The organism is uncultured Sphingobacterium sp., from assembly GCF_964277905.1.
In the GTDB taxonomy this organism is placed as follows: Bacteria; Bacteroidota; Bacteroidia; order Sphingobacteriales; family Sphingobacteriaceae; genus Sphingobacterium; species Sphingobacterium siyangense.
Map to the genome: position 1 here is coordinate 210,031 of NZ_CAXYKD010000038.1, position 26,432 is coordinate 236,462.

General features: G+C 40.0%; 20 protein-coding genes and 1 tRNA gene. 13 read left to right on the forward strand and 8 right to left on the reverse strand.

The genetic code is table 11. The features are described from left to right. Positions 1-41 precede the first annotated feature (41 nt). On the forward strand, positions 42-3,047 hold the full coding sequence (locus ACHWSC_RS17695; RefSeq protein WP_394677650.1) for a glycoside hydrolase domain-containing protein: 3,006 nt from the start codon (positions 42-44) through the stop codon (positions 3,045-3,047). A 194-nt stretch (positions 3,048-3,241) separates the two neighbouring features. Then, positions 3,242-6,301, forward strand: a complete 3,060-nt coding sequence (locus tag ACHWSC_RS17700) for a DUF5107 domain-containing protein (RefSeq protein ID WP_394677651.1) — start codon at positions 3,242-3,244, stop codon at positions 6,299-6,301. Between the two features lie 46 nt (positions 6,302-6,347). On the opposite strand, the gene ACHWSC_RS17705 is transcribed toward ACHWSC_RS17700, so the two are convergent. Beyond that, positions 6,348-6,421 (reverse strand) — tRNA-Pro (locus tag ACHWSC_RS17705). A 160-nt stretch (positions 6,422-6,581) separates the two neighbouring features. Continuing rightward, complete coding sequence (locus tag ACHWSC_RS17710; protein ID WP_088160652.1) at positions 6,582-7,145, reverse strand: porin family protein; 564 nt, start codon at positions 7,143-7,145, stop codon at positions 6,582-6,584. Positions 7,146-7,502: 357 nt separating this feature from the next. On the opposite strand from ACHWSC_RS17710, the gene ACHWSC_RS17715 reads away from it, so the two are divergent. From ACHWSC_RS17715 to ACHWSC_RS17725, 3 genes are read left to right on the forward strand one after another with little or no spacing between them, the layout of a single operon-like run. Next, positions 7,503-8,036 carry an RNA polymerase sigma-70 factor gene (locus tag ACHWSC_RS17715; protein WP_120336575.1) on the forward strand — a complete coding sequence of 178 codons (534 nt, stop codon included), beginning with the start codon at positions 7,503-7,505 and terminating at the stop codon, positions 8,034-8,036. Then, entirely contained in the window at positions 8,033-9,001 is a 969-nt protein-coding gene (locus ACHWSC_RS17720; RefSeq protein WP_394677652.1) for a FecR family protein, read from the forward strand. The genes ACHWSC_RS17715 and ACHWSC_RS17720 overlap by 4 nt, the downstream gene beginning before the upstream one ends. Before the next feature lie 47 nt (positions 9,002-9,048). Beyond that, a complete protein-coding gene (locus tag ACHWSC_RS17725) occupies positions 9,049-10,839 on the forward strand; it encodes a hypothetical protein (protein ID WP_394677653.1) in 1,791 nt (596 codons plus the stop codon). A 127-nt stretch (positions 10,840-10,966) separates the two neighbouring features. Here ACHWSC_RS17725 and ACHWSC_RS17730 read toward each other — a convergent pair whose 3' ends face one another. The 3 genes from ACHWSC_RS17730 to ACHWSC_RS17740 form a co-directional block, all read right to left on the reverse strand. Then, positions 10,967-11,416: a KTSC domain-containing protein gene (locus ACHWSC_RS17730; RefSeq protein WP_088160655.1), complete on the reverse strand. Its 450-nt coding sequence runs from the start codon at positions 11,414-11,416 to the stop codon at positions 10,967-10,969. Positions 11,417-11,471: 55 nt separating this feature from the next. Continuing rightward, positions 11,472-11,693: a VF530 family DNA-binding protein gene (locus tag ACHWSC_RS17735; protein ID WP_394677654.1), complete on the reverse strand. Its 222-nt coding sequence runs from the start codon at positions 11,691-11,693 to the stop codon at positions 11,472-11,474. 82 nt (positions 11,694-11,775) lie between these two features. After that, positions 11,776-12,294, reverse strand: coding sequence for an NADPH-dependent FMN reductase (locus tag ACHWSC_RS17740; protein ID WP_394677655.1), 519 nt, complete (start codon positions 12,292-12,294; stop codon positions 11,776-11,778). Between the two features lie 214 nt (positions 12,295-12,508). Here ACHWSC_RS17740 and ACHWSC_RS17745 point away from each other — a divergent pair, with 214 nt between their 5' ends. From ACHWSC_RS17745 to ACHWSC_RS17780, 8 genes are all read left to right on the forward strand, one after another. Continuing rightward, positions 12,509-13,066, forward strand: a complete 558-nt coding sequence (locus tag ACHWSC_RS17745; RefSeq protein WP_075991650.1) for an RNA polymerase sigma factor — start codon at positions 12,509-12,511, stop codon at positions 13,064-13,066. Between the two features lie 188 nt (positions 13,067-13,254). Continuing rightward, positions 13,255-14,355, forward strand: a complete 1,101-nt coding sequence (locus ACHWSC_RS17750; RefSeq protein ID WP_394677656.1) for a FecR family protein — start codon at positions 13,255-13,257, stop codon at positions 14,353-14,355. Between the two features lie 169 nt (positions 14,356-14,524). Continuing rightward, on the forward strand, positions 14,525-17,800 hold the full coding sequence (locus ACHWSC_RS17755) for a SusC/RagA family TonB-linked outer membrane protein (RefSeq protein ID WP_394677657.1): 3,276 nt from the start codon (positions 14,525-14,527) through the stop codon (positions 17,798-17,800). Positions 17,801-17,812: 12 nt separating this feature from the next. Continuing rightward, positions 17,813-19,408 (forward strand): SusD/RagB family nutrient-binding outer membrane lipoprotein, encoded by a 1,596-nt coding sequence (locus ACHWSC_RS17760; protein WP_394677658.1) that lies wholly within the window; start codon positions 17,813-17,815, stop codon positions 19,406-19,408. 68 nt (positions 19,409-19,476) lie between these two features. Beyond that, entirely contained in the window at positions 19,477-19,959 is a 483-nt protein-coding gene (locus ACHWSC_RS17765; protein ID WP_075991653.1) for a hypothetical protein, read from the forward strand. Positions 19,960-20,186: 227 nt separating this feature from the next. After that, complete coding sequence (locus tag ACHWSC_RS17770) at positions 20,187-20,744, forward strand: RNA polymerase sigma factor (protein WP_075991654.1); 558 nt, start codon at positions 20,187-20,189, stop codon at positions 20,742-20,744. Next, positions 20,734-21,555, forward strand: coding sequence for a hypothetical protein (locus ACHWSC_RS17775; RefSeq protein ID WP_394677659.1), 822 nt, complete (start codon positions 20,734-20,736; stop codon positions 21,553-21,555). The genes ACHWSC_RS17770 and ACHWSC_RS17775 overlap by 11 nt, the downstream gene beginning before the upstream one ends. A gap of 97 nt (positions 21,556-21,652) precedes the next feature. Further along, on the forward strand, positions 21,653-22,585 hold the full coding sequence (locus ACHWSC_RS17780) for a DUF4097 family beta strand repeat-containing protein (protein ID WP_394677660.1): 933 nt from the start codon (positions 21,653-21,655) through the stop codon (positions 22,583-22,585). A 52-nt stretch (positions 22,586-22,637) separates the two neighbouring features. Here the strand turns inward: ACHWSC_RS17780 and ACHWSC_RS17785 are convergent, their stop codons facing one another. The 3 genes from ACHWSC_RS17785 to ACHWSC_RS17795 all read right to left on the reverse strand — a co-directional run bounded on the left by ACHWSC_RS17785 (position 22,638) and on the right by ACHWSC_RS17795 (position 26,239). Then, complete coding sequence (locus ACHWSC_RS17785) at positions 22,638-23,348, reverse strand: bifunctional 2-polyprenyl-6-hydroxyphenol methylase/3-demethylubiquinol 3-O-methyltransferase UbiG (protein ID WP_236582626.1); 711 nt, start codon at positions 23,346-23,348, stop codon at positions 22,638-22,640. Next, positions 23,332-24,513, reverse strand: coding sequence for a nicotinate phosphoribosyltransferase (pncB, locus tag ACHWSC_RS17790; protein ID WP_120336565.1), 1,182 nt, complete (start codon positions 24,511-24,513; stop codon positions 23,332-23,334). Before pncB ends, ACHWSC_RS17785 begins: the two co-directional genes overlap by 17 nt. Before the next feature lie 160 nt (positions 24,514-24,673). Beyond that, on the reverse strand, positions 24,674-26,239 hold the full coding sequence (locus ACHWSC_RS17795) for a DUF6600 domain-containing protein (RefSeq protein WP_394677661.1): 1,566 nt from the start codon (positions 26,237-26,239) through the stop codon (positions 24,674-24,676). Between the last annotated feature and the right edge of the window lie 193 nt (positions 26,240-26,432).

Below are 26,432 nucleotides of genomic sequence, written 5' to 3' on the forward strand. Positions count from 1 at the left end.
GCTTGGTAAACACAAAAATATTTTGAATAAATACTATTCGCATGAAAAAAAGAACAGCCTCTTATAAGCTGGCAATTATCCTTGCCGTATCCTTATGCGCAAACTCGGCCCGGGCGCAATTGACCTATCCTCCGGAAACACAAAAGTGGGATGCGGACCAGCTGGGTAATCATCGAGCAGTACTGCAGGTAGACACGGATCAGAAGGAGGTGCAGGTTACTATTCCGTGGCGAAATCGCTGGGTTGAGGCAAATCAGCAAGTTATTATCGTCGATAGTGCCAGCAATAGGCAAATCGCACCTAGCTCTTATCTTTGGATGAATACGGAATCTGGTGGACTACGGTTTAAGCCGATTTCCGCGAAGGGCGTTTACTATGTCTATTATTTACCGTATCAGATGGGTGGCCGCAGCCGCAATTATCCGGATGCAATTTATCTTAAAAATGCCGTTTCAGCACCAGCGAAAGTAGCACAGCATGGGGCAGGAAACTCAAAAGGAGTTACTGTTGCACGCTTTGATGCCGTAGATAAATACAATAGTAATGATCCGATGGAACTGATCGCGAGTGCCGAAGAAGTGCGAGGCTTTGTGAACAGAAATGCGAATGCCGCTTATTATCTTTTTCCTGAATTGCGGGAGTTTCCGATTAAAATGGAAAGCAATCTTCCGCAACGCTGGCTTATGAAAGGTAAAGCCATGACTAAGTTGCAGGGCACAGGGCAGAAAGGTGAATTTTATGCATTTCAACTCGGGTTATGGTCTCCAAAGCAGGACCTCCATGAAATCCAAATTTCATTCTCGGATTTTAAAGCAAGTGATGGGGCTATTATTCCCGCGAATAGCCTAAATTGTATCAATACCCAAGGTACGGATTATACCGGAAAAGCAATGGCACTCCAGGTTGATATACCAAAAGATAAGGTTCAGGCCTTGTGGTGCGGTATACAGATTCCGGAGGTCACTGCAAGCGGAACTTACCATGGCGTGGTTACCGTAAAGCCAAAAAATGCGGTAGCGAAACAGGTCAATGTGGAAATAAGGGTTTCAGATGCTTCAGGTGATGTATCCAGTGTTGATCAACCTTGGAAAATGACGCGACTACCATGGCTCAATTCGACATTGGCTCAAAAAAATACAGTGGTCGCGCCTTATACAGCTATTGAATTAAAAGCAGATTCTACCTTGCATATTTTAGGCCGCGAGGTGAAACTCCATGCGAGTGGTTTTCCAAAGCAGATCAGCACGTTTTTTACGCCCGAATTGACTGAAATATCATCCAAGGCGAATAACCTCTTATTCGAACCGCTCCACTTTCATTTTTATAGTGCTTCAGATGGAAAGGAAATTCAACTTAAACCAAGCGGGATCCGATTTGAAACCAAAAGTGACGGTGAATATAGTTGGACGGCCAAAAATGAGTCTTCCGATCTGACAATGGAAGTAGAGGGTAAATTGGAATTTGATGGTTATATGCATTATGTGGTCAAGCTGACGGCGCTGAAGGACCTGTCATTAAAAGATGCCACGATGCATATCCCGATGATGCCCGATAAGACGGATTATTTTATGGGACTTGGGCAAAAGGGAGGAAAGAGGCCCGAACAGCTTACCTGGAAATGGGATGTAGCTCATAAAAATCAGGATGGTGGCTGGATAGGTGCTGTAGATGCCGGACTCCAGTTTTCACTCCGTGACGAGCATTATTCCCGTCCGCTCAATACGAATTTTTATCTTCAAAAGCCTCTTGTGCTGCCACAGTCCTGGGGTAATGGAAATAAAGGGGGAATTGATATTGGCCTGAAAGGAAAATCGGTTTTGGTCAATAGTTACAGCGGAGCCCGTGAACTCAAAAAAGGCGATGTACTTTATTACAATTTTAACCTGCTAATTACCCCTTTTCACCCGATCAATACGGAAGCGCAATGGAATGAACGGTATTACCATGCCTATAAACCCGTTGATTCTGTTGTTGCAAGTGGATCTAATGTCATCAATATCCATCATGGAAATGAAATAAATCCATATATCAATTATCCGTTTATTGCGACAAAAGAAATGAAGCAATATATCGATCAGGCACATGATAAGGGTTTAAAGGTCAAGATCTACAATACCGTTCGTGAGGTTTCAAACCGGGTTTATGAGCTCTATCCATTGCGTAGCCTGGGCACCGAGGTGTTTTCACCTGGAAAAGGAGGCGGATATTCCTGGTTGCAGGAGCATGTGGGTAAAAATTATATCGCTGCATGGTATGTTCCCCAATTTAAAGACGCGGCTATTATCAATAGTGGAATGAATAGATGGCACAATTATTACGTCGAAGGCATGAATTGGCTGGTAGATCATATCGGTATCGATGGGATTTATTTGGATGATGTTGCCTTCGATCGGGTAACCATGAAAAGAATAAAACGTGTACTGACAAAAAATGGCAAACCTGGTCTGATCGATTTGCATTCGGCAAATCAATATAACAAAAGTGATGGATTCAATAATAGCGCGAATCTGTATCTGGAGCATTTTCCGTACATCAATAGATTATGGTTTGGTGAATACTTTGACTATGAGAATAACCAACCCGATTTTTTCCTTACCGAGGTGAGCGGCATTCCATTTGGTTTAATGGGTGAAATGCTACAGGATGGTGGAAATCCTTGGCGGGGTATGCTCTATGGCATGACCAATAGGATGCCTTACCAAAAATTGACACCTGCTGATCTATGGAGAGCGTGGGATCAATTTGGCATCAAAGGGAGTAAAATGATAGGCTATTGGTCGCCAAATATTCCTGTTAAAACCGATCATGATAAGGTTCTTACAACTGTTTATAGCCGTGCGGGCAAGGCGATGGTAGCTATCGCTAGCTGGGCGGATGGTGATGTGGATGTAAAATTGGCCATTGACTGGGGAAAATTGGGGATTGATTCAGGAAAGGCAAAATTATACGCACCATTAATTCCTAATTTTCAAAAGGGAGCGCAGTATAAATTAGGCGATGCGATTCCGGTAGAAAAGAATAAAGGACTTTTGTTGATTATTGAATAGCAGTACGATAGCGCTACAAGGTGCAATTTATCATAGGCTTTTTGTTGATGCAAAGATGCAAATAACCTATGATAGATTCATTTATGTTGAAATTCGGTGAAGTAATGGCTTACATGACGGATTTAATCACATCGGACAAATCAACGATTTCGGGAATGCCATTAAAATTGTGAAATTTTTAAATTAAAACGCCAATGAAAAAGTGGATTATGTTAGGGGCAACGGGCTGCTGTGTGCTAGGAGTTTTTGCACAGCATCCGGCAAAGGTTTCTGAGGGTAAGAAACGTTATGTAACCTATCCCTTTACGGATCCGGATCCCATAGCTTCAGCTCAAAAGTTGTATCCTTATTTCCGCTTTGACGGTTTTACAAATACGGCTATTGAAAAGGACTGGAAAACCGTTATCCTGGAAAACGATTATATTCGGGTACAGGTGATGCCAGAGATCGGTGGGAAAATTTGGTCGGCCTATGATAAGGTCAATAAGCGGGACTATATTTACAACAATGGCGTTGTGAAATTTAGGGATATTGCCATGCGGGGACCATGGACGAGTGGTGGTATCGAAGCTAATTATGGTATTATTGGACACACGCCCAATACTTCTACACCGGTCGATTACCTTACGCAAGAAAATGCGGATGGAAGCGTAAGTTGCTTTATCCACGCCTATGATATGCTGAGCCGTAGTAACTGGACCTTGGAGATCCGATTAGAAAAAGACAAAGGTTATTTTTCTACACGCTCCTTTTGGTATAATGCCAATGCGGTTGAACAACCTTATTATACCTGGATGAATCTGGGTGTTGCTGCGGGGCAAGATCTGAAGTTTTTGTATCCCGGAAATCAATATATCGGTCATGATGGCGATGCGCATGCCTGGCCTATCGATAGCCAGGGACGGGATCTTTCTAACTATAGCGAGAATGCTTTTGGTAGTTCTAAATCATATCATGTATTGGGCGCGCATAGCAATGCTTTTGGGGTTTACTATACAGATCATAATTATGGAATGGCCCGTTATGCCCTCCGTGAAGATAAATTAGGGAAAAAGATATTTCTTTGGTCGCAGGCTGGAGATGGCAAGATCTGGGAAAATTTACTGACTGATCAGAGTGGGCAATATGTAGAAATCCAAAGTGGACGTCTGTTCAATCAAAATGTTCCTTCCAGCAGCCAGACCCCCTTTAAACAACTTGGATTTGCTCCTTATCAAAGTGACAGTTGGACGGAATACTGGATGCCATTTTCAGGGATAGGAAAACCGAAGGAGATACAACTGTCAGCAGCAATTCAGATAAAACGTGAGAACAATAAGCTATTATTGGATCTTGATCCAAAGCGACCTTTAAAAGACAGTATATATGTGCTTGATAGCATAGGTACTGTATTAAATCGAAGTTTTATTGAAGCCCAATTGGGCAAACCTACCAAATTATCCTTGATGGTAGCAACAGACTCAAGACCTCGCTATCTGAAATTGGGACAGGATTATTTTAATCTCAGAACGGATACATCTTGGTCAAAACTGAATAGACCTACTGTAATTTCAGCGGAAGTAAGCTTAGATACGGGGCAGACCAAATTATTGGAGATACGTGATCTCATTCGCTTTAGGCAATATACGCTTGCGGAAGTAAAATTAAAGGAACTGGTCCAGCATGGCGCTACTTCGCAGACCTACCTTGAAATGGCCAAACTGGCCTGGTTTAAAATGGAATATCAGCAATGTTATGCCTATGCCCGGCAAGCATTGTCTATGGATACTTATGAAGCAGAGGCAAATTATTACTATGGTTTGGCAGCGATTAAGCTAAAAAAAGATAACGATGCTTTAGATGGTTTTGAAGTCGCTTCATTAAATCCAACTTGGCGAAGTGCTTCCTATGTGCAAATGGCCAAATATTACTATCGGATTAAACAATATGAACGTGCAGGGGATTATATCACAAAAGCTGTGGTCGCCAATCCGCTAAATATAGATGCCTTGCAGATGGACGTGTTGGTTCAGCACAAAAAAGGAGCTGTAACAGATCGTCTTTCCCGTCAGACAATTCTCCAATATGATCCGTTTAATGCCTTTCTCCAATTGGAGGAAAAGAAGACATTTTCATCCAGGCAAGAGTTTGCCGCTGAAAAGCTGATGGAACTGGCGATATGGTATGCTGATCTTGGAGAATTTGAATCTGCCACCGATCTACTCCTTTCGGGACAGAAGAATACGGAAGCTTTAATTTGGCTAGCTTGGCTGACACGATCGAATAAGTCGATCAGTGAGGAATGGTTAAATCGGGCAACGCAAAGTAAGCCGGCTTTTGTCTTCCCATTTCGAGAAGAAAGTAACCAGGTATTCCAATGGGCAAAAGAGAACAGTAAAAGTTGGACTATCGATTATCTGACTGCACTATTGTATCGTTTCAGGAATCAGCCCCAAAAAGCAAGAGAAATTTTGTCGGCAGTAGCGCAGGAGCCAACAGATTTTGCGGCCTATTATGCACTGAAATCAAGTTTGCAAGATACGAGCCGCATAGATCTGGCGGTACAGATGATGCAGCAGGCAACCTTGATGGAACCACAAGAATGGCGATATGGGCTACATTTGGTGGAGCTTCTAAACAATAGTCAGTCTTATAAAGAAGCCCTTAAGGTGAGTACAGCATATCATCGCAAATTTCCGAAGAATTATATACTAACCCTGGCACAGGTACGTACATTGTTATTGGGGAAAGAATACGTGCGGGCTGAGAAAGAATTGGAAGAGGTGACCATACTTCCATTTGAAGGCGCAACTGAGGGCCATCGGTATTATGTACAGACTAAATTAATGTTGGCCTACCAATTTATCCTTGAAAAGAAATATAAAGAGGCAAAATTGAAAATTGCGGAATCGAGATTATGGCCTATGAATTTGGGCGTTGGGGAGCCTTATGCCGATGAAAAAAATGAAATATTGGCCGACTGGCTTGAACTGTATTTGCAGCAAGGGAATAATCAGGGAAATCCAGATCTTTTGAAAAAAATTGCCCAGAGTAAACCTTCAAAAAACAGGTATGAACTGATGCTTCGAAAACTTGCAGAAGAACAATTAAAGCTGTCGAAAGGGGAAGGATCTGCCGCGAAGAAGGATGATTTAAAAGGAATGATTCCTTCGGATCATGATCTTTTCAAGCGGATTAAAGAAGGAACCCTTGCAAGTTATTGGCCTGTATTGATCCGAAAAATCTATTTTGAACAGGATCAACGTCTATTCTGATGACAGAAGGGAGAATGAAACAGACGTTAATCATAAAGGAAAAAAGTCGGGATGGCCGGATTTGAACCGACGACCTCCAGCACCCCATGCTGGCGCGATACCGGGCTACGCTACATCCCGTTTATTCCAATTTGATCGAAAGTCGTATTTAAATAGGACGATTACCTGGAATAATTTTTTGGTAGGGCTAAAATAATAATTATTGACAAAAAATAAAATGTAAATACGAAAAAACGCCATTCGATTTAGAATGGCGTTTTTCTTTGCTAATAGATGCTGATTAGAACTTATAACCGACCATAATGCCGATTGTTTTATTTTTTGCGTCTAAGGTCTTGTCGATACTCGTAAAACCATGGCTGTAATAAGCATCTAATGTAAGGTGACTGATATCTACACCGATCCCCACTCTACCATCAAATGAAAATTTCTTATAATCGGTATTTGCGCTGGACTTCACTGTTTTTACATCATAGTTTAACTGCGGCCCCAATAGCCCACGGAGGTTGAAGTCGCCATTTTCCAAAAATTTATAACCGACCTGTAATGGTAGATTTATTTGATAGAATTTAGGTGTTTTCTGCACATTTTCGAAGGTATATTCTTTACGCAATAGACTGGCACCGATTCCGGGCTGGAAGAAAACACGATCCCCAATACGGGCAAATCCTGCTACAGATACGCCGACTTTGCCATTATTATCTTTGACAGACTTGTTACCAAAGGAACTCATATGATAGTTGCTTCCGACCTGTAAACCATAAGTGATATCTTGCGCTTGTGTAGTACCTGCAATTCCTAATAATGTCAATCCCAACAGGGCTACTTTGAATGTTGTTTTCATTGTCAAATTATTTTTTGTGATCAATTGTATGTTGTTCTTTCCTTTATGACAATGGAAAATCCATATACCCTTAGAAAAAAAATATTTTATAAAATAGATGGCTTACCTTTAGTCGTCACAAAAGCCTTTTTATAAAGTTTTTTGGGTAAATATCATTTGACCGATGGGAGGATGTCACGTATTCGCCTGAGCATCTATACCAAAAGAATTGCGAATAGGGATAAATAAGGGATTTGAAATAATATGGCGGTATCGAAGTTGATATTAAAAAAAAATGAAAAATTTGTAAGGGTAATAGTCTATTGGGGTGTCTTACTAATAGAGTGGATTATTTAAACAATAAGACAGATTTGATCAATGTCGGAAAATAAAGAAAAGAATTTTGAGCAGCTTTTTCGGGCGCACTACAAAGAGTTACATCGTTATGCCTACCGGTATCTAGGCGATAGTGATGTGGCGGAAGAGGTTGTGCAACAGGTGTTTTTGCGGCTTTGGGAACGCGATTGGGAGGAGCAGATACATACTTCATTAAAAGCGTATTTATATCGGGCTATTTATAATGAAAGTATGAATGTGCTTAAAAAAGAGCAACGCAAGCTAAAATATCAATCCCACGAACAGCATAGGCAGGATTTTGTACCTGCGGTTGATGAAAGTACGCGGGATTTGGACGAAAAGCTACAGGTCGCATTGGCGGAATTACCTGAAAAAAGCCGGACGGTCTTTGAGTTAAGCCGTTTTCAGGAAATGAAATATAAGGATATCGCAGTAACCCTGGATCTGTCGATAAAAACTGTTGAGGGACATATGAGCAAGGCACTGAAGCATTTGCGTATCGAACTTATGGATTATTTAACATTGATTATTTGCTTTCTTATCTATACGCTATGAATAAGGAACTGTTAGAAAGATATATCATTGGCGAGACCAATGAAGTAGAGAATATCATGATACACGATTGGTTAGAAGAAGACGCTAACAATAAGGAGGAGTACATAAAAATGAAAAAAATGTGGGATAGTTTGCCCAAACCTCTGGATGTTCCTGATGTGAACGTAGATAAGGCTTGGGCTGACTTCAAAGTTGTGCGAGATAAAAGAGCGGCAGAAGCTGCGGTAATCCCCCCAAAAAAGACTTCTGTAATTCAATGGAGCTGGTGGTTAGCAGCCAGTATCTTGGTCTTTTGTGCAGTAGGATTCTATGTGTTTGATCAATCTCATCGTGAGGAAATGTTTCTTTCGAGTATGGAGCAAGTACGACAAGATTCCCTACCTGATGGTTCGGTAGTTACCTTAAATAAAAATACGGAGCTGGCTTATTCAAGCAGGTGGACCAATAAAAATAGAAATGTGGCATTGAAGAGAGGGGAAGTGTTTTTCCAGGTTTACAAGGATAAAAAACATCCCTTTGTCATTGAGACAGGTAAAACCAAAATTACGGTATTGGGCACCAGTTTTAATGTGCGCCGAACATCCGATGCGACGGAAGTTATTGTTGCTACAGGATTGGTTAAAGTCGGTTATGCAAATAAGGAAGTCTTTTTGCGACCACAACAAATGATTACAATCCGGGATAGTGATACAATAAAAGTAGGAAAGGAACCTGTCAAGGATCAATTTTATAAATATTATGTGGATCGTGTGTTTGATTTTGAGAATACCCCATTACAGCGTGTTGTTGAGTTGCTAAATCAAGCTTATGCGTATAAGATTATTATTGACCATCCTGCTGATCAGAAATTATTATTGACAGCAAAATTCGAACAAAATAGTTTAACTGAAATTTTGAAAGTCATTTCTAGCACATTTGGATTAAAAGTAAATGTGAAAGACAGAGAGATTCATCTGACGAGGTGAGCCAACAGATAGATATATTTTCAGAACAAAATTGTATAGAAAACAACATGATACTATTTTTTATAAAGAGGGTAGAGCTTTATCTCTTAATTTTAATGCTGTGTTCGTTCCATTTGGGAAGGGCACAGCAAAAGCTCGCTGCAGCGATTCAAATACCAGCCTTTCCAGAGACCACTGTAGGTGAAGTTTTTCGCTTGTTGAAGGAGCAGCAGGATGTATTGTTCTCCTTTAATGGAAATATCCTACAGACAGACAGTGTGATTCATACTAAGGCCTTCAAAGGGAATTTGTATGATTATCTGGATCGGATTTTGGGCAAGGAATATAGTTTTAAAGAACTTGGAAGGCATATTATTATTCAATATACACCTCAGCGGATGTCGGTGGAGTTTGAAGTGAAGACACCTAATAAAAACAAAGTTGTTATAGCGGGGTATATCAAAAATATTCGGACTAATAATCCGATTTCCAATGCCAGTATTTTTGATCGAAGTGCTTTATTGTCTACGTTGACGGACCAAAATGGCTACTTTGAGCTGGACGTAAAGAAAAAAAGTAATCTCATTGCAGTGAACGTTAGTAAGGAGGCTTTTCGGGACACCAGTGTTATGGTGATTTTTCCGATAGAAGCGCAAATTGGCGATAAGAAGAAGCGTGAATACGGCTATTTTGAAGGGTATGAAGAGGATCATGGTCTTTATCGATCTTTTTGGGGACGGGTATTTCTGTCTCCTGCCCAAAAGATCCAAAGTATGAATTTAGGGGGGATGTTTTTGTATAGCCCATATCAAATTTCGATGACACCGGGATTAAGTACACATGGATTTATACGATCGCAAATTGTGAATAAATTTTCCATAAACATCATTGGTGGATCTACCGCGGGGGTAAAAGGTATTGAGCTTGGTGGCGTATTTAATATTAATCAATATGATATGCAAGGCTTGCAAATGGGCGGTGTTTTCAATGCCGTTGGGGGAAGCGTGCGTGGCGTACAACTTGCCGGTGTAGGAAACCGTGTTTTCGGAGAAATGAAAGGTTTGCAAATGGCAGGTGTCTTTAATGGCGTAGTAGGAAATGTAAGTGGGGTACAGATCGCAGGTGTGGGAAACCATGTTTCCGGGGAAGTGAAAGGTCTGCAAATAGCGGGGGTTTTTAACAAAGCGGATACGGTTAGTGGTATTCAAATAGCAGGAGTTTTAAATTTGGCGAAAGAAGCTTCGGGAACGACACAGCTTGCTAGCATACTTAACAATAGCGAATCGACTGTTGGAAATCAAGTAGCGGGCATCGCTAATAAAGCTAAAAAAGTAAGCGGAGTTCAGGTGGCAGGTATCGTTAATATTGCTGATAGTAGTGATTATCCCATTGGTCTGCTTAATTTTATTAAAAATGGTGAGAAGAGTCTTTCAGTAGCGGTCAATGAGGATAGCTATCTCGGATTACAATTTCGTTCAGGTGGTCGTGTACTCTATAGCGTATTATCGATCAATAGGGCACTCGATGGCAACAGACCGGATAAATATGCCTTTGAAGCAGGTTTAGGTGCAGTATTGATTAATAGGACCAAGTTTAGTCTGCGTACAGAAATAGCTACACGTAATTATCTGACAGAGAAATTTAAAAGCCTGGATAATCATCAGTCCTCGCTGCGGGTAATTCCGGCGTTTAAACTAAGTGAGCGCATGTCTATATTTGTCGCTCCCAGCCTGAACTATGCGGAAAGAGACGAGAATTCAATTTATGGTGGTAGTACATTGTGGAAAGCTTGGCGGAGAGACCGTACCCGAAATACGTTTTATGGAGGTGGAATGGCAGGTCTTATGCTAAAATTATAAAACTAAAAACTATTTGGTAATAGCATTGTTCTATAGATAGCTTTTAAACATTTAACATTTTACGTAAACGCCCTATATCAATCTGATAGAGGGCGTTTATCTTTGTATAGCTGAGAAAGAACAGTGTTTAAGCAACTGTCGCAGTCTTTAATACATTGCGGTAAGGATAAGAATGGAAGATGTGTCTACGGGCAAATCGACCTAAAGAATCTGCGTTGACAAATTTAATATAGTCATTCCGCTGAACACCGAAATATTCATATTGACTGCCGTCATGAAAAGTGACTGTCAATATTTGTGCTTTCCAGTCAATATCCTGAATGCCAGAATTGGTAATTGTCTCCGTGTAGATCGGCAACTGTTGCTCTAATGTTTCTGGACAGATGCTTACCAGGAAATGGTAGGCTTCAATCATTTCCACACTTTTTTGCTCTGCAGCCAAACGACCTTCTTCATCATTGACAAATTTATCTGGATGACATTCTTTCATGATTGTCCGGTAGGTAGATTTTAGGGTTTTAAGATCCACAGATTTCTCTACGTTAAGTAACTTCCGGTAGTCGGCAATTTTTTTCATGGCGGCAAAGATATGCTTAATAATCAGATTATTCGTTATGAAATATGAAAAAAACTTATTTCTTCATCAAGGTTTTTACATAGAGCTGTTCGACCTTCTCTCTAGCCCAAGGTGTTTTCCTTAAGAAAGTTAGGGAAGATTTGACACTCGGATTGTCATTGAAACATCGGATGGATATGCGTTGTCCCAACTCTTCCCAACCATAATACTCCACTAAATATTCAATGATCGTGTCGAGCCTTTTTCCGTGTAAAGGATTATTAATTTGTTCTTGCATGTCGTAAAGATAATAATCTTCAAATTATGGATTGCGCTAATTTTTATGGTTTGGATGAAAATGGAGTTGAACCTAGTGTGTATTAATCTTCTTTAAGTTGCGTTGCCAGCTTTTCTAGTTCTAAATTGAGCTGTTCGTCCCCAATTGCCCCAGTGGCATCCAGTTTCCCTTTGACGCCTTGTATGAGCAGATTTCGTTTCTCGTCAATTTGAGCGCCCAGTCCCTGCAGGATACGTTGTAGTTCGATATGCGCTGTTTCGCCTTGCGCAGCAGCAGTAATGATACTAACGGGCTTGTTGGTGAAAACCGTGGTTGCAGCACACCACTCAAGTAGATTTTTTAATCCACTGGGCACACTGAAAATATATTCAGGGCTACTGATCAATACCAAATCGGCATCGTTGATTACCTGACGAAGTGCAATAATTTCGATTGGTGGATGGGTCTGGCTCTCTTCAGGATCAAAATGAGGCAGTTCTTTGAGACGGTCAAATAGCGTGAAATGGATATTGGCATTAATCTCCTGTTGGAGGTGATTTACAATATGATGATTGGATGAATGTGCACTGGCGCTACCTACAATGGCAAAAATAGTTTTCATGTGAGTTTAAATCTAGTCAACGGCTGTATAATGCTGTTGTGTTTTTACTTTTTATATCCTTAATGAAGGAACTAAATTACAATATTCAATTCAAACGATTTACTTTCTTCTTCGCTTCAATGTAATTTTTCGTTTCTTTCTCCTTTTACCGATTAAGTTTATACTTTTGGAACTGAGGACTTATATTAGCTTTTTTCGGATTATATGCTTTATTATGAGAAATAAAATGGGGTACCGCTTATTGTGGGAACGTATTCGTACTGGAGACGAGACGGCTTTCTTTGATCTATACGCGGCGCTCTATCAAGAGCTTGTCAATTTTGGAATACGCACTTGTGGCGACAGTGACTTGGCAAGTGAAGCAACCGATCAGGTATTTGTTAAAATTTGGGAGAAAAGAGAACAGCTAGATCGGGTAGAAAATGTACAGTCCTATCTCATTACTTTTTTAAAAAGACGTATTCTGCGTCTACTGGAGAAACAACATAAAATCAATACAGCCCTTCAAAATGTGAAAGCTGAAGATGATTGGGTGGAGATGCCCTATGAGGAGTTTGTCATCAAAGTACAGACGAATGAAATTATACAGATCCGTTTGAAGGAGGCGTTGGAGAAGTTGTCTTTTCGTCAGAAACAGCTGGTGAATCTGAAGTTTTTTGAGGGCTATTCTTATGAAAAAATAGCTGAAACTACGCAGATGTCCGTGAAAACTGCCTACAATACACTTTATGATGCTTTAAAGATTCTGAGGGAGGAATTGAAAGATATCTAAGTTTTGTGTCTGGCTTTTTATTTTAAAGTTTCAATAATAACATGCTCGTACAATGTTTGCAAAAGTAAGTGTGTTGGTATTTTTTTATTTAAAATAATTGATTGATTTTCAGTTGTTTGAAAAATAATTTAAATTTTCTTTAGGAAAAAGCCAGGCTTTAGGGCACTATAGAGTAAATACCCAAAAGAATGAGCCAAAAAGATTATAAACAGTTAGAAGATTTTTTGATTGATGATACTTTTCAAAAGTATTGTTCGGGAGAAGATAAAAACTGTATTCTATACTGGCAACAATATAGCCTGAATCATCCAGAACAAGCGGAGACGATTCTGAAAGCCAAACGCCTATTTCAACTCTTGGTTGGTAACCGTAGACCTGTGAATGAGCAATTGGAAAAATTGAAGACAGATCTGCAAAATGCTCCAGTAGAACATCGCGTGTCCTATCGGTTTAACTGGCCTAAATGGGCAGCCATTGCCGCTGTATTTGTCGCTTTGGTATCGGGCGGTATCTGGTATTATGCTCAACCAGGCAAAGTTGATACGACATTACCAATAAGCGCAATTGGCCAGGTCTATCAAACAAAAAATGGCGAAAAAAAGACCTTCGAATTAAGTGACGGAAGTACTGTTACGTTAAACTCTGCGAGTAAATTGGAGTTATCGGCAGATTTCAATCAGGAATTGCGTGTGGTGCGGCTTGCGGGTGAAGGTTATTTTCAGGTGGCCAAGAATAAGGAAAAACCTTTTGTGGTACAAGCATCTGATTTTGATATCAAGGTCCTGGGAACAACATTTAATGTGAAGAGTTATTCCGATGAACCTACAGCAGAAGCACTGCTTGTAGAAGGTTCGATTGAAATGACGAGCAAAGGACAGCGTGAAAATTCTGTTGTTATCAAGCCGAATCAAAAAATCACGATCTTTAAGAATCAAGCTGAAATAGCAGTCGCTCGTAAAAACAATAAACCAACCGCGAGCAAATTACCGATTAAGGAGATTGCCATAGAGAACATCCCTACAATAGAATCCAATACAGCTGAAATACCAGATATTGCATGGCGTGAAAATAGATTAGAAATCGTGGACCAAGATTTTGAATCGCTTCGCCGGACATTGGAACGCTGGTATGATGTGGATATCCAAATCCAAAATGATCAATTAAAACAATACCGTTTTACGGCAACTTTTAGTAGGGAGAATATTACTCAGGTACTGAGTGCTTTACAGAGCGTTGAACCTTTTAAATTTAAAGTATATGGGAGAAAAATAACTATATCAGAAAAGTAAAAAGGATGGTGGACCAACACCATCCTTCATTGAAAAAATGATTAACCAAAAGCAGCAACATTGGGGCGTGCTGCTTAATATTAATTTTAACCAACACTAAAATATGATTAAAAATTGCTTATTGCAAATGCGCAATGGATATATTGTGCATTTTAGATTCATTATCCGGATGAAACTAGCCTTAATTATGACTACGTGTGCTGTTATGAATGTTTCGGCAAATGTATTTTCCCAACAAAAAGTCTCCTTGGATGTCCAAAAAACAAAACTGAGCAAGGTACTTAAAATGATCGAAGAGCAAAGTGATTATTACTTTGTTTATAATTCGACGAATGAAAATTTAAATAAAGAAGTGTCAGTCAATGCGAATAATATCAAGGTATTGGATGTATTGGCTAAGCTTTTCAATAAAAGTGGATTGGTTTATTCCGTTTCTAAGGAAGGTCTTGTGGTTGTCAGTCAACAGCAGCAGGTGGCTGTCGCAGGTGTCGTCACTGACGATAAAGGCAATCCCTTAGCTGGTGCTACGGTACGTGTTAAGGGAACCGCGGTAGGACGTGCAACAGATATCAATGGACGCTTTATGATCGATGCGGCAACGGGAAACACCTTAATTATTTCTTTTGCAGGTTACACTTCGCAAGAAGTGGCCGTAACCAAAGAGGGTGATCTGAAAATTGTTTTATTGGAAGATAATCGGATGCTCAATGAGGTCGTTGTGACGGCATTGGGTATGAAGAAAGAGAAGCGCTCGTTGGGGTATTCTGTTACGCAGGTTGCCGGTGAATCGCTAACCACAGCCCGTGAAAATAATGTGATGAATTCACTCGTAGGAAAGGTGGCCGGGTTGGATATCAGTTCTACTTCTGGCGGTGCCGGAGCTGCGTCCAATGTGACCATCCGCGGGGTATCGAGTTTGAATCAGACAAATCAACCATTATACGTAATTAACGGTATTCCGATGGAAAGTAAGCCGGTAGGTATCGGAAACGCCAATTCCAAAGGAAACTCAGGGAGCCAATGGGATAATGCACCCGATCTTGGTGATGCAATCGGAAATATCAACCCAGACGATATTGAAAGTATTTCGGTACTGAAAGGTGCTGCAGCATCTGCATTATATGGTTCAAGAGCCAAGGCAGGGGTAATCCTTATTACAACAAAATCAGGAAAAGGCAATTCGATCGATTTTAATAGTAACCTTGTTGCCGAGCAAATTATAGACAACACGAATTGGCAAACAGTCTATGGTCAGGGGGCAAACGGTGAGAAGCCAACGACCCAAGCAGGCGCAGCCCAAGTGGGAGGTTCAAGCTGGGGAGCTAAATTAGATGGAACACCCGTCGTACAATTCGATGGGGCATCAAGACCTTATTCATTACAAAAGGGAAATTTAGATCGGTTTTACCGCACTGGTTCGACATGGACTAATACATTAGCGTTAAATAAATCATTTGATGGTGGCTCTATTCGTCTGTCAGGGACAGATGTCAATAACAGGTCAGTTGTTCCAAATTCGGGACTGAAAAGACAGTCTTTCAATTTGGTCGGACTTTTTGAGCCACTCAAAGGTTTGACGATCGATGCACGCTATAATATGATTCTGGAGCAGGTCAAAAATCGTCCAATGGTTTCGGACGGTGCTGGAAATGCCAATTACAACGTCATGTTTTTGCCAACGAGCATCAATGTAAACGATTTGAAGCCATGGAAAGATGACAATGGAAAAGAAATCCTTTATAATTCAGGGAATGTGTATGCAACCAACCCTTGGTTTGCAGCAAATGAGTTTATCAATAATACGAACCGCGATCGTTCGATCGCTTCCGTAACAGCAAAGTATACCATGGGTAATGGTTTGTTTGTTCAGGGAAGGGCAGGAAGAGATGGTTATACCGATCATTATAAGAATGTTGTTCCTTCTGGCACCGGCTATTATGAGAATGGTAAAATTGCAGAGCAGGAAACTAAATTTGCAGATATTAATGCCGATGTTTTGGTCGGTAAGTCATTCACTTTCGGGGATTATACCCTTACACCTAATCTTGGTGCGAGTTACCGAAATACTAAAATCAGACAGACGACTAATTTAGGTACCGACTTCGCGATATTTGGTGTATATAATATTTTGAACGCAAAAAATAAGTCGGTAGCGTATCTTGAAAGTGAATCGGAGACACAGTCTACTTATGGTACCTTAGAATTTGCTTATAAAGATATAGCTTATTTGACTGGTAGTTTACGCTCTGACTGGTTTTCTACCTTAGCTACACCTGGAGTAGATAATAAATTAAACTCTGTTTATCCCGCAATCTCGGGTTCATTTATCTTTTCAGAATATCTAAAACCATCATGGTTGAGTTTTGGAAAGTTGAGAGCAGGTTTTGCTCAGGTAGGACAGGCAACAGATCCTTATCAAACCTTGTTAACCTATAATTTTAGAAGTGAGGTACTCAACGGACAACCTTTAGGGGTTATTAATAATGTGAATATTCCGAACTCTTCTTTAAAAGCTTCTACAGCTACAGAGTTGGAAATCGGAACGGAGTTGCGTCTTTTTAATGATCGTGTAAATTTGGATCTAACATGGTATAACAAAAAGTCGAAAGATGAGATTTCCTTTATCACAACGCCTTCCGCAAGCGGATATGCCGGTGCCGTACTCAATGCCGGTAAAATGCAAAATAAGGGATTTGAAGCATTGATTTCAGCCACAGTTGTCAAAACGGAAGATTTTAAATGGGTATCCTCACTGAATGGTTCTTACAACGACAATAAAGTGATTTCATTGGCTGAAGGAATGGACGAGCAGACGGTAGCGACTTCGCGTTCGGGTGTAGGTTACTTAATGAATAAAGTTGGTATGCCTGCTTTCCAGATCATGGCTTTCGATTATAAATACGATAGTAATGGTGAGATCGTAAAATTGGCCGATGGTTCTCCTGACCGGGGTGAGTTAAAGTCCTACGGTTCGGCAATGAATAAATGGTTTGCTGGCTGGAACAATGAGTTTAGCTACAAAAGGTTCAATTTTTCTTTCTTGGTTGATGGAAAATGGGGTGGAAAGCTTTTCTCGGGAACAGATTACTACGGTTATATTTTTGGATTACATCAGGAAACTGTGGCTGATCGTGAAAGCTTGGGCAGAACAGCTTCTACCTATTATACCAATACGGCAAATAATGTATCTAAGATATTTGTAAACAGCGCTGATTTTGTGAAATTGAGACAGGTCGTTATGGGCTATACTTTCCCATCCAATCTATTTAATAACAAAGTTAAGTCGATTACAGTAAGTGCTGTAGCGCGCAATCTATGGACGATCATGAAGAAAACAAATAACATAGATCCAGAGTCGAGCTATAATGCAACTTTCCCGGGCCTAGAGCTTGGAGGTGTACCAGCAGTACGTACTTACGGTGTTAATTTAAGTGTTAAATTCTAATTGCAAACAATCATGAAAAGATATATTAAACCGGTAGTTATTAGTTTAATGGCAGCGACATTATTTATGGAAAGTAGCTGTACAAAAGATTTTGAAAAGATAAATACAGATCCAGTTGCTTATGGTAAGGAAAATTGGGATCCAAATTATACATTGAGCTCTGCACAATTATTTTATACAGGAAGTTTTGATTTTGCATACGATACATGGCGTGGAAATCTAATTTACTCGTCGACAATGATGCAGGGTTTATCGACTGTAGTGAGTTATTGGGCCGGCGATAAATATATGCTGAATGAAAGCTATACCGCGGCGTATTGGGGTACGGGTACAGTTGGGGCCTATATTGAGCAGGTTCGTAATATTGTGGATGTGGTTGAGTTTACAAAAGACAAACCAAAATATGCAAATCTGTACAATGTCGCCCGTATTTGGAAAGCTTTAATTTTTGCTCGCTTAACTGATTTGTATGGTGATGTCCCCTATTCGGAGGCGGGACTGGGTTTTTATACCAAAGTTTATAAACCGAAGTATGATAAGCAGCAGGACATCTATAACGATTTGTTAAAGGAACTTGAAACGGCTACTGCAGCATTAAAGGACGATGGCGATAAAGTCACTGGTGATGTTATTTATAAAGGTGATATTGCCAAATGGCGTAAATTTGGCAATTCTCTGCTCTTACGAACAGCAATGCGTTTGGTTAAAGTAGACGAATCTAAAGCGAAGGAATATGTGCAGAAGGCTGCGGGTAAGACAATGGACAGCAATGCCGACAATGCATTTATTTTACATGATGAATCAGGATCTAGGGTTACTCAGAATAGAAACAGCCAGGTTTTATTGGGCGATGGTGGCCAAGAGAATTATTATGTAAAATGGTCTAAAACATTTATTGACTATCTAAAAAGCAATAATGATCCGAGGTTACAAAAGGTTGCTGTTACAAAACTATATTTATCAGAAAAGGACAAAACACAGAACGGGAGTTTTATCACAGATCCAACCAAGCAAAAGGGGATGCCGAATGGAAAAGATTTGGGATCAAATGCACAGTATAACATTAGTAGCGACCCAAGTTATACGACATTTGCAGAATATTCTTCGCCCAATCCTAATATGATCAAGCGGACCGGTGCGACATTTATTTTGACCTATGGCGAATCCGAGCTGCTGTTGGCTGAGGCAGCCCAACGTTGGGGAATAAGTGGTAGTGCAAGCGATCATTATAAAAAAGGTGTGAAGGCAAGTATTACCTATCTGAATCAGTATGATGGTTCCTTGGCAATAAGTGAATCAGATGCTGAGACTTATTTGGCTGCGAATCCATATAATGCTGCTGATGCCTTAAAACAGATCAATACCCAATACTGGGCACATACGATAACGATGATGGATTTTTATGAAACTTGGAGCAACTGGCGCAGAAGTGGGTATCCAGCGTTAACTCCTGTGAATTATCCAGGAAATGCTACTTCGGGGACTATTCCTAGAAGATTCCCTTATCCTTCTACTGAAGCGGCTATCAATGGCGAAAACTACAGAGCAGCTTCAGCCGCAGTACCTGGCGGAGATAAGTTGTCTGGTCGAGTTTGGTGGGATAAATAATTACAATGGTTTGTTTTTGATTGAGGCTGAACTTTCGTAGTTTGGCCTCTTTAAACCTTTTATAAAATATGATAAACCTAAAAAATCAACTGCTATTTGCGATTGCGATTTCCTGTCTTGTTTTTTCATGTAAAAATACTACCGAAAAGAAAGATGTGGATGCAGTAAAAGCCAAATCCTTGACCGGTACCTATAAGCTTATTGAAAGCAAAACAATCAAAGGGAAAGATACGGTAACTGCTTTTACGGACACGAGCAAAACCGAAATGTTTAAAATGTTCAATGATGACCATTTTTCCTTTTTTAACCACGATAAGGAAAAAGGTAAAGGTAAGGAACCGCTGTTTGTCGCAGGTGGGGGTACCTATTCTTTTGATGGTGTCAACTATCAAGAAAGATTACAATATTGTTCAATGCGCGATTGGGAAAGTAATAAGTTTGATTTTCAACTTACTTTAAAAGGAGATACATTGGTTCAGACCGGTGAGGAAAACTTACCTGAATTGGGAGTTAAACATACCATTGTGGAGACCTATCTAAAAGTTAAATAATCGATAATCTTATATCTGGAGTTTTAAAATCCTTATTAAGTTTATTTTATTAATGCAGACACTCAAGTTCATTCTTGAGTGTTTTTTGTTGAAAGGAGGCCCTTTAATGGGCTTTTATGCATTTTTAGAATTATTTTAGAAAAAAAATAAAATTATATTGCAACATTTTCAGCAGAGCCCCGACTACATAGTAGAAACATAAGAATTAACAGTATTAATTTTAGAACGTGCAAAATCAGCTTAGCGATAAAGATTTATTAGCGATGTGCCAAACGGGCAATGAGTCTGGATTTGCACAGCTCTATCATCGGTATGCAAAAAAGATTTTTAATTCTATTTATCGGATATTGTCCAATCAGGAAGAAAGTGAAGATATTTTACAGGAAACCTTTGTTGACTTTTTTTCAAGATCAGATAAATGGCATTTAGTTCTCAGTGTGGAAGCCTGGTTGAGAAGGATGGGGGTGAATAAGGCAATCTCACTGTTACGGAAGAATAAGCAATATTTTACGCCGGTGGATGATTTGGAAATTAAGGATGATGGCGAAGACGAATTGCTGGAAAAAGAATGGCGTGAATGTCGTTTGACAGATTTAGAGCATGTGATCGATCAATTGACAGGCGTACCTAAGATGGTTGTTAATCTTTACCTGTTTGAAAACATGAGTCATGATGAGGTTGCGGAAACATTGGGGATGACAGCGGTTGCTGTACGTAGTCAATATCACCGTGCTAAAAAGAAAATTTACGAAGAATTGAAGGAAAGGTATAATTATGCGGGATAATTTAAAAGATTTTGTGAACGCTAATCGGGAGGCATTTGATCAGAGGGAACCTTCTGCTGACTTATGGAATAAAATAAGACCACAAGTAGTTCCCCCTGTTCAGGAAAGAAAGATTAAGCCTTTATGGAAGTGGGCTAGTATCGCGGCAGCAGCCCTGTTGGTTGGGACAGCAACTTTTATTGCTTTTAATCAACAACGAGCAATAGAAGTAGAAAAGCCTGTGGCTGTGGTACATCCTATTACTATTCCGGAAAAAGAAGACAATGCAAAAGCAGTTGATGCTGAGGTGATGGGAATTCATACTGATACCCAAGAGGCTTCAGCTCCCGTTAAGGCAATCGTCGGTATCGAAAGCAAAGGAAAACAATTGGCAAAAGTAAGCGTATCGGAAACTGCTCATCGTGAAATGGAAGAGAAAATGGATTACGTTCAGATGCTTCAGGATTCGAGTTCAGCAAGTACGCGTTTAAGTGCTGTCTTGGCGATGAAAGATGAGGGTAAGTTAGATCGAAATAGTGTGGGAGCTTTGGAAAAGACAGCTGTATCAGATCAGAGTAGTAATGTACGCATGGCTGCAATAGAAACCATATTAAGTGGACTTAGTCCAGAAGAACGTCAGCAGAAAGTTCAGGACTTCTTTGTGGAGCAAAATGATCCCACTTTACAAATGGAACTGATGCAAATGATGGCCCAACAGGAGGATCCGACGATGAAAGCAACAACAAAAGAAAAGTTAAATGAAATTGTGGAAGATCCATTTACCCTGAAATTTGTGAAGGAGCAAGCATATGCGGTATTATTAAATCAATAATAGGATATATTAAGGTAGAAGTCAGATTGTGTAGGTTAACCTATGAAAAAGCTTAAAATACATTATTTGACAAATAATGAAGACAAACTAAAACGAAATGAAAAAGATAAGGATAATGATGATTGGGGTCGCACTGATCTTTGCAAGCGCATTGCAGGCCCAGGTAAATGAAACTGTAGAAAGTGTGGCTGCGCCAAAACCTCCTAATCCTCCTAAAAAGGCTAGAGCGGTTTCAGGAGTTGTTGTTAGTAATAGTAATAATTTCACTTTCAGTTCTGCCGGATTCGGCCGTGAAAAGGGGCCGAAAAACTGGAAAGAAATTAAAGTGCCCAACTTGGGAAACAAGCTTTTACTAAAATTGGATAATGTTTATATTGAAGGTTATAAAGGGAAAGATGTGCTGATTACAGCCAAGGTGGAGGAAAGTGAAGAAAATGACCGCGCAAAAGGCCTACGTGTGATCAATGGCTCGGGATTATCGGATAATTCCGGACTTGGAATGAACATCAAAACAGAAGGTGGAGTGACTGAAATAAGTATGGTTGGGATGCCCTTAGAGGATTCTATTCGTATCAAGATACCAATGGATTTACCTGTGACGATCAAAGGAGGGCGTGGAGCCATGTTTAATGCCGGAGTTATCGAATTAAAAGATATCCGGGCTGAGGTTGAAGTTGCTAGTACAATAGGCGACGTGAATTTATTGAATGTTACCGGGCCGATCAATGTAAAGGTTTCACAGGGAGATGTTACAGCCAAATTTGTTCAACCTGTCAAAGGACCGATTTCTTTAGTCGCTGCCATGGGCGCCGTCGATGTTGCCTTCCCAAAGAATTTCGGCGCTAATGTGGATGTAAAATCTGCTATGGGGAATATCTATGCTGCGGACGAATTTCAATTTGAAAAACCTGCCGAGGAAGCCAAATCAACTCCGATGGGTAACGCCGTGAAAGGCAAAATGAATGGTGGTGGACAGGATGTTATTTTAAAAACATCCATGGGAGATATCTATATAAGAACACAGAAATAATATATATAATAACATAGAAATAATAAAAAAATAGCCTGTTATAAACATCAGGCTATTTTTTTAGTTCCATGCGGACGAGGTATTGATCATTCTCATCTTCATACAAAATTTGGACAACCCAACCCAGTTCGTGCGAAATTTTGATCAATAAATCCTGGTCTAAATAGAGCCATTTGAAAAGATTTCCTCGAGTCCCTTTGTACTCATACTGGTATTGAATTTCTCCAAAATAATGCGCTGGTTTTTTGATGTTGTAATCTTTGTACAAATAACTGATGTCTGAAGAGTCAAAAATCAGTTGGCCATTTTCAGTCAGTAACTCTTTACTATGCTGTAATAGTTTTCGAAAACCATCTACGTCGCCGGCAAGACCTATTCCGTTCATTAAAAGCAATAGCGTATCATATTTTTGGCCTTCGAATTTATAGAAATCTTCGCAGATAATATGTTGTACCCCGCGTTGTTGCATAATATGGCAAGCGGTTTGCGAGAGTTCCAGTGCATCTACTTCAAAACCTTTTTCTTGTAGATACAGGCTATGGCTGCCAACTCCTGCTCCAACATCCAGTACACGTCCATCACATAAGGATAGACCAATAAATTCCAGTTCAGGAAAATCATCGGGTTCCCGAAAGAAAATCTCGACGGGCATTTCATCTTGGTCGCCATAACTTGTATGGAGTATTAAAGGGAACTTTTCTTCTTGATGTACAAAGTAATCATCTAAGGCCTCACCGTATACATCTCTATGCATTGTCATCATCAATCATTAATACTTTTTTTGCAATATATATGGAGTCCTCATCTCCTGTATGTTTCATTGGTTCGTCAGATAGCTTAATGACCGGGGTCCATTGATCATCTTCTGGCAAAGCGTCAGTCATCTTAATGACGATATTCATGGGTTTGAGTCCCACATCATTAGTGAAATTGGTGCCAACGCCAAAGGAATGCAAGATTTTTCCCTCACAGTAGCTCGCGATTCTTTCGACCTTCTCATAGTCTAGGCCATCCGAGAATATGATTGTCTTTGAGAGGGGATTGATTCCATTTTTCTTATAGTGTGCAATAACCTTATCTGTAAATTCAAGCGGGTCGCCGCTATCGTGACGGACTCCATCAAATAATTTGGTTAACTTTTTATCAAATTGCTGAAAGAAAACTTCCGTAGTATAGGTGTCCGACAGTGCTATTCCGAGGTCACCTCGGTAGACATCAGACCAATGTTCAAGACCAAGTAGATTGGCCATTTTATAACCGTATTTGGCGGCGTGAAACATAAACCATTCATGGGCGTGTGTGCCAATTGGTTTCGTCTCATATTTCATTGCTAAATGTACATTGCTGGTACCGATAAATGTTTTTTCGCCATATTGCTTCAGTGTGCGAACGACCATATCATGGACTTCATAAGAATGACGTCTGCGGGTGCCAAAATCAGCAATTGTGATATTGAGTTTTTTATATTTTTCGATTTTATCTTTGGCCGTGGCGATTACTTCTGCATCCGAGGCACGTTGTAGACCTTGGGATTCATAAAAAAGTTCACAGATGAGCGACATCAACGGAACCTCCCAAAGAATAGTACGGTACCAGTACCCTTCGATAATGACTTCAAGGTCGGGGCCATCCTGGAATATTTTGATCTCTTCGGGATCGTAGCGATAACCTTGAAGAAAGTCAAAATAGGTTGGGTCTATATAAGGACATGTTCTGGCAAAAAATGCCTTTTCTGCTTTTGTTAACTTCAAATTAGCCATCTCATTGACGGCTTCCTTCAGGAGCACATCAAAACCATCGGGAAATTTATGATGTCCCCGGTTAATAAAATGATAACGTGCCTTGGCCTTTGGAAACAACTTAACCACAGCGTGCTGCATGGTGAATTTGTAAAAGTCATTATCTAATATAGAGGTAAATGAAGCCATCTTTATCGATCTGTTTTTTTGTTTGAAGCGGTAAATTTACTAATTAACGTGAAAATGTATGGATTGTTCATGATAAATATAAAAAGACATGCATATAAAAGGCGGGTAAAATTTTTCATTTTACCCGCCAGATATGAATTATTATTTTATTCGGCTGTCATTATCTTGTTCTAGATCTTTCTGATCCTTGTGAAGAACGTCCAGAAGAGCTACGTTCACCAGAGCTTTCTGAAGACCTTGATCGCGATACGGACGATGAATTGTCTGTATTTGATCTACTTCTTGTGTTTTCGTAGCTCCGATTTTGAGTTGGTTGCGATACCGGTTGGCTCGAACGGCTCCTGCTGCCAGCGTTGTTATTTCCATTTTGGACAGGCTGTGACACCGGTTGGCTTGAACGTGTTCTACTGCCATCATAATTTCCATTTCGTTGCGGCGTTGTTGTCGGTTGAACTACTCGTGGCGGCACAGTCTGATCAGAGCTGCTCGCATTTGACCGCGAACGTGAATTATAATCTGTGTTTCTATTGTAGTCTGTACTTCTGCCGTTTACAGCACCATTATTATCAACGGAGCCATTCTGTCTATCTCTACTGGTAGATGTAGGGTTGTTATTGTTTGAAGCATCCGATTGGCGACCTGATCGTGTTCTAAAATCATAGTTATTCGAATTAGGTTGTGTACCGTTCGTATTTCTATTTACAGTTCCATTGTCGCTGCTTCTCGTATTATTATTTGAACTACGGCTCGAGCCACCGCTGTTGGCATCATTACGAGACCTTACAGAAGCATTTCCACTGTTATCGATATATAACTCACGACTTCCTGATCTTGAATCGATGTTGTCTCGATTGCTGATAACACGATTGGTACGATCTGAAATCTCACTATTGTTATTACGTGTTCGGGTAGAAGCATCCACGACATTTGTAGGACGAGCAGAAGATCTTGTATTTCGGTCAACATTTGGACGGTACATACTGATTTCATTACTACGATTGCTGCTACTGCGCGCAGATCCAGGTCGATCGGCATTTGCGATTCTATTAACTGTTACGCTTCTTCCTGTCGAACGTTCGATGTCAGATCTTCGAGGACCACCAACATAATAGTTGTTGTTAATTATCGTTGTATTATTGATAATAGTGGTTCTGTTGTAGATATTATTGTAATTTCTTCGATTAACATAATACCTATCCATATCCCTATTCATAAAATGATTGACTCCCACAAATGTCCAAAAGTTCATTGGAATATTAACAGATACATTGATACTCATGCCCGGACCCATTGGTGCCCAACCGTAGTAGTCGCTACTTTGACGCCAATTTACCCATGCTGGTCCCCATTCATAGTCAGGAACCCATCCCCATCCATAACGGTCATTATAGTTCCAGCGACCATAGTGAAATGGAGCCCAACCCCAGTCATAGTTGGATACCCAGGTATTACCATAGTCGGTCATTGTCCAATAACCATTGGTTGCATAGGGCTGGAAGTTCGGGCCAACATCCGGAATCCAGACATAACCATAATTGGGATCATTAACCCATTGTCCGTAAGGGGAGAGTTGATCATAGAACATCTGGAACGAAACTCCAGCATTGTTATAATTGTTATAACCATTATATCCACCCCGTTGGGCCATTGAAGTCGCGCAACTTGAAAAAGAAGCGATACCTATAAAACCAAGTACCCAATATTTTATGTTGCCTAAATTTTTCATGACTGTAATATTTAAAAGTGTGACAAAACTCTATTGTATTGTCTTTGTTATTATGACAGCATAACGTATAAAATGGTTTAATCGGTACACTGGAAATCTGATTTTTTTTATATAAAAGTCAAATTGATGATCTTTTTACATAAACGACAATTTTAGATACATATTTTTTATTTACCTTTACCGCTCGAATTGC

Coding starts and splice junctions, on each gene's coding strand:
- ACHWSC_RS17695 (WP_394677650.1), top strand. CDS start 42: ATGAAAAAAAGAACAGCCTCTTATAAGCTGGCAATTATCCTTGCCGTA.
- ACHWSC_RS17700 (WP_394677651.1), top strand. CDS start 3,242: ATGAAAAAGTGGATTATGTTAGGGGCAACGGGCTGCTGTGTGCTAGGA.
- ACHWSC_RS17710 (WP_088160652.1), bottom strand. CDS start 7,145: ATGAAAACAACATTCAAAGTAGCCCTGTTGGGATTGACATTATTAGGA.
- ACHWSC_RS17715 (WP_120336575.1), top strand. CDS start 7,503: ATGTCGGAAAATAAAGAAAAGAATTTTGAGCAGCTTTTTCGGGCGCAC.
- ACHWSC_RS17720 (WP_394677652.1), top strand. CDS start 8,033: ATGAATAAGGAACTGTTAGAAAGATATATCATTGGCGAGACCAATGAA.
- ACHWSC_RS17725 (WP_394677653.1), top strand. CDS start 9,049: ATGATACTATTTTTTATAAAGAGGGTAGAGCTTTATCTCTTAATTTTA.
- ACHWSC_RS17730 (WP_088160655.1), bottom strand. CDS start 11,416: ATGAAAAAAATTGCCGACTACCGGAAGTTACTTAACGTAGAGAAATCT.
- ACHWSC_RS17735 (WP_394677654.1), bottom strand. CDS start 11,693: ATGCAAGAACAAATTAATAATCCTTTACACGGAAAAAGGCTCGACACG.
- ACHWSC_RS17740 (WP_394677655.1), bottom strand. CDS start 12,294: ATGAAAACTATTTTTGCCATTGTAGGTAGCGCCAGTGCACATTCATCC.
- ACHWSC_RS17745 (WP_075991650.1), top strand. CDS start 12,509: ATGAGAAATAAAATGGGGTACCGCTTATTGTGGGAACGTATTCGTACT.
- ACHWSC_RS17750 (WP_394677656.1), top strand. CDS start 13,255: ATGAGCCAAAAAGATTATAAACAGTTAGAAGATTTTTTGATTGATGAT.
- ACHWSC_RS17755 (WP_394677657.1), top strand. CDS start 14,525: ATGAAACTAGCCTTAATTATGACTACGTGTGCTGTTATGAATGTTTCG.
- ACHWSC_RS17760 (WP_394677658.1), top strand. CDS start 17,813: ATGAAAAGATATATTAAACCGGTAGTTATTAGTTTAATGGCAGCGACA.
- ACHWSC_RS17765 (WP_075991653.1), top strand. CDS start 19,477: ATGATAAACCTAAAAAATCAACTGCTATTTGCGATTGCGATTTCCTGT.
- ACHWSC_RS17775 (WP_394677659.1), top strand. CDS start 20,734: ATGCGGGATAATTTAAAAGATTTTGTGAACGCTAATCGGGAGGCATTT.
- ACHWSC_RS17780 (WP_394677660.1), top strand. CDS start 21,653: ATGAAAAAGATAAGGATAATGATGATTGGGGTCGCACTGATCTTTGCA.
- ACHWSC_RS17785 (WP_236582626.1), bottom strand. CDS start 23,348: ATGATGACAATGCATAGAGATGTATACGGTGAGGCCTTAGATGATTAC.
- pncB (WP_120336565.1), bottom strand. CDS start 24,513: ATGGCTTCATTTACCTCTATATTAGATAATGACTTTTACAAATTCACC.
- ACHWSC_RS17795 (WP_394677661.1), bottom strand. CDS start 26,239: ATGAAAAATTTAGGCAACATAAAATATTGGGTACTTGGTTTTATAGGT.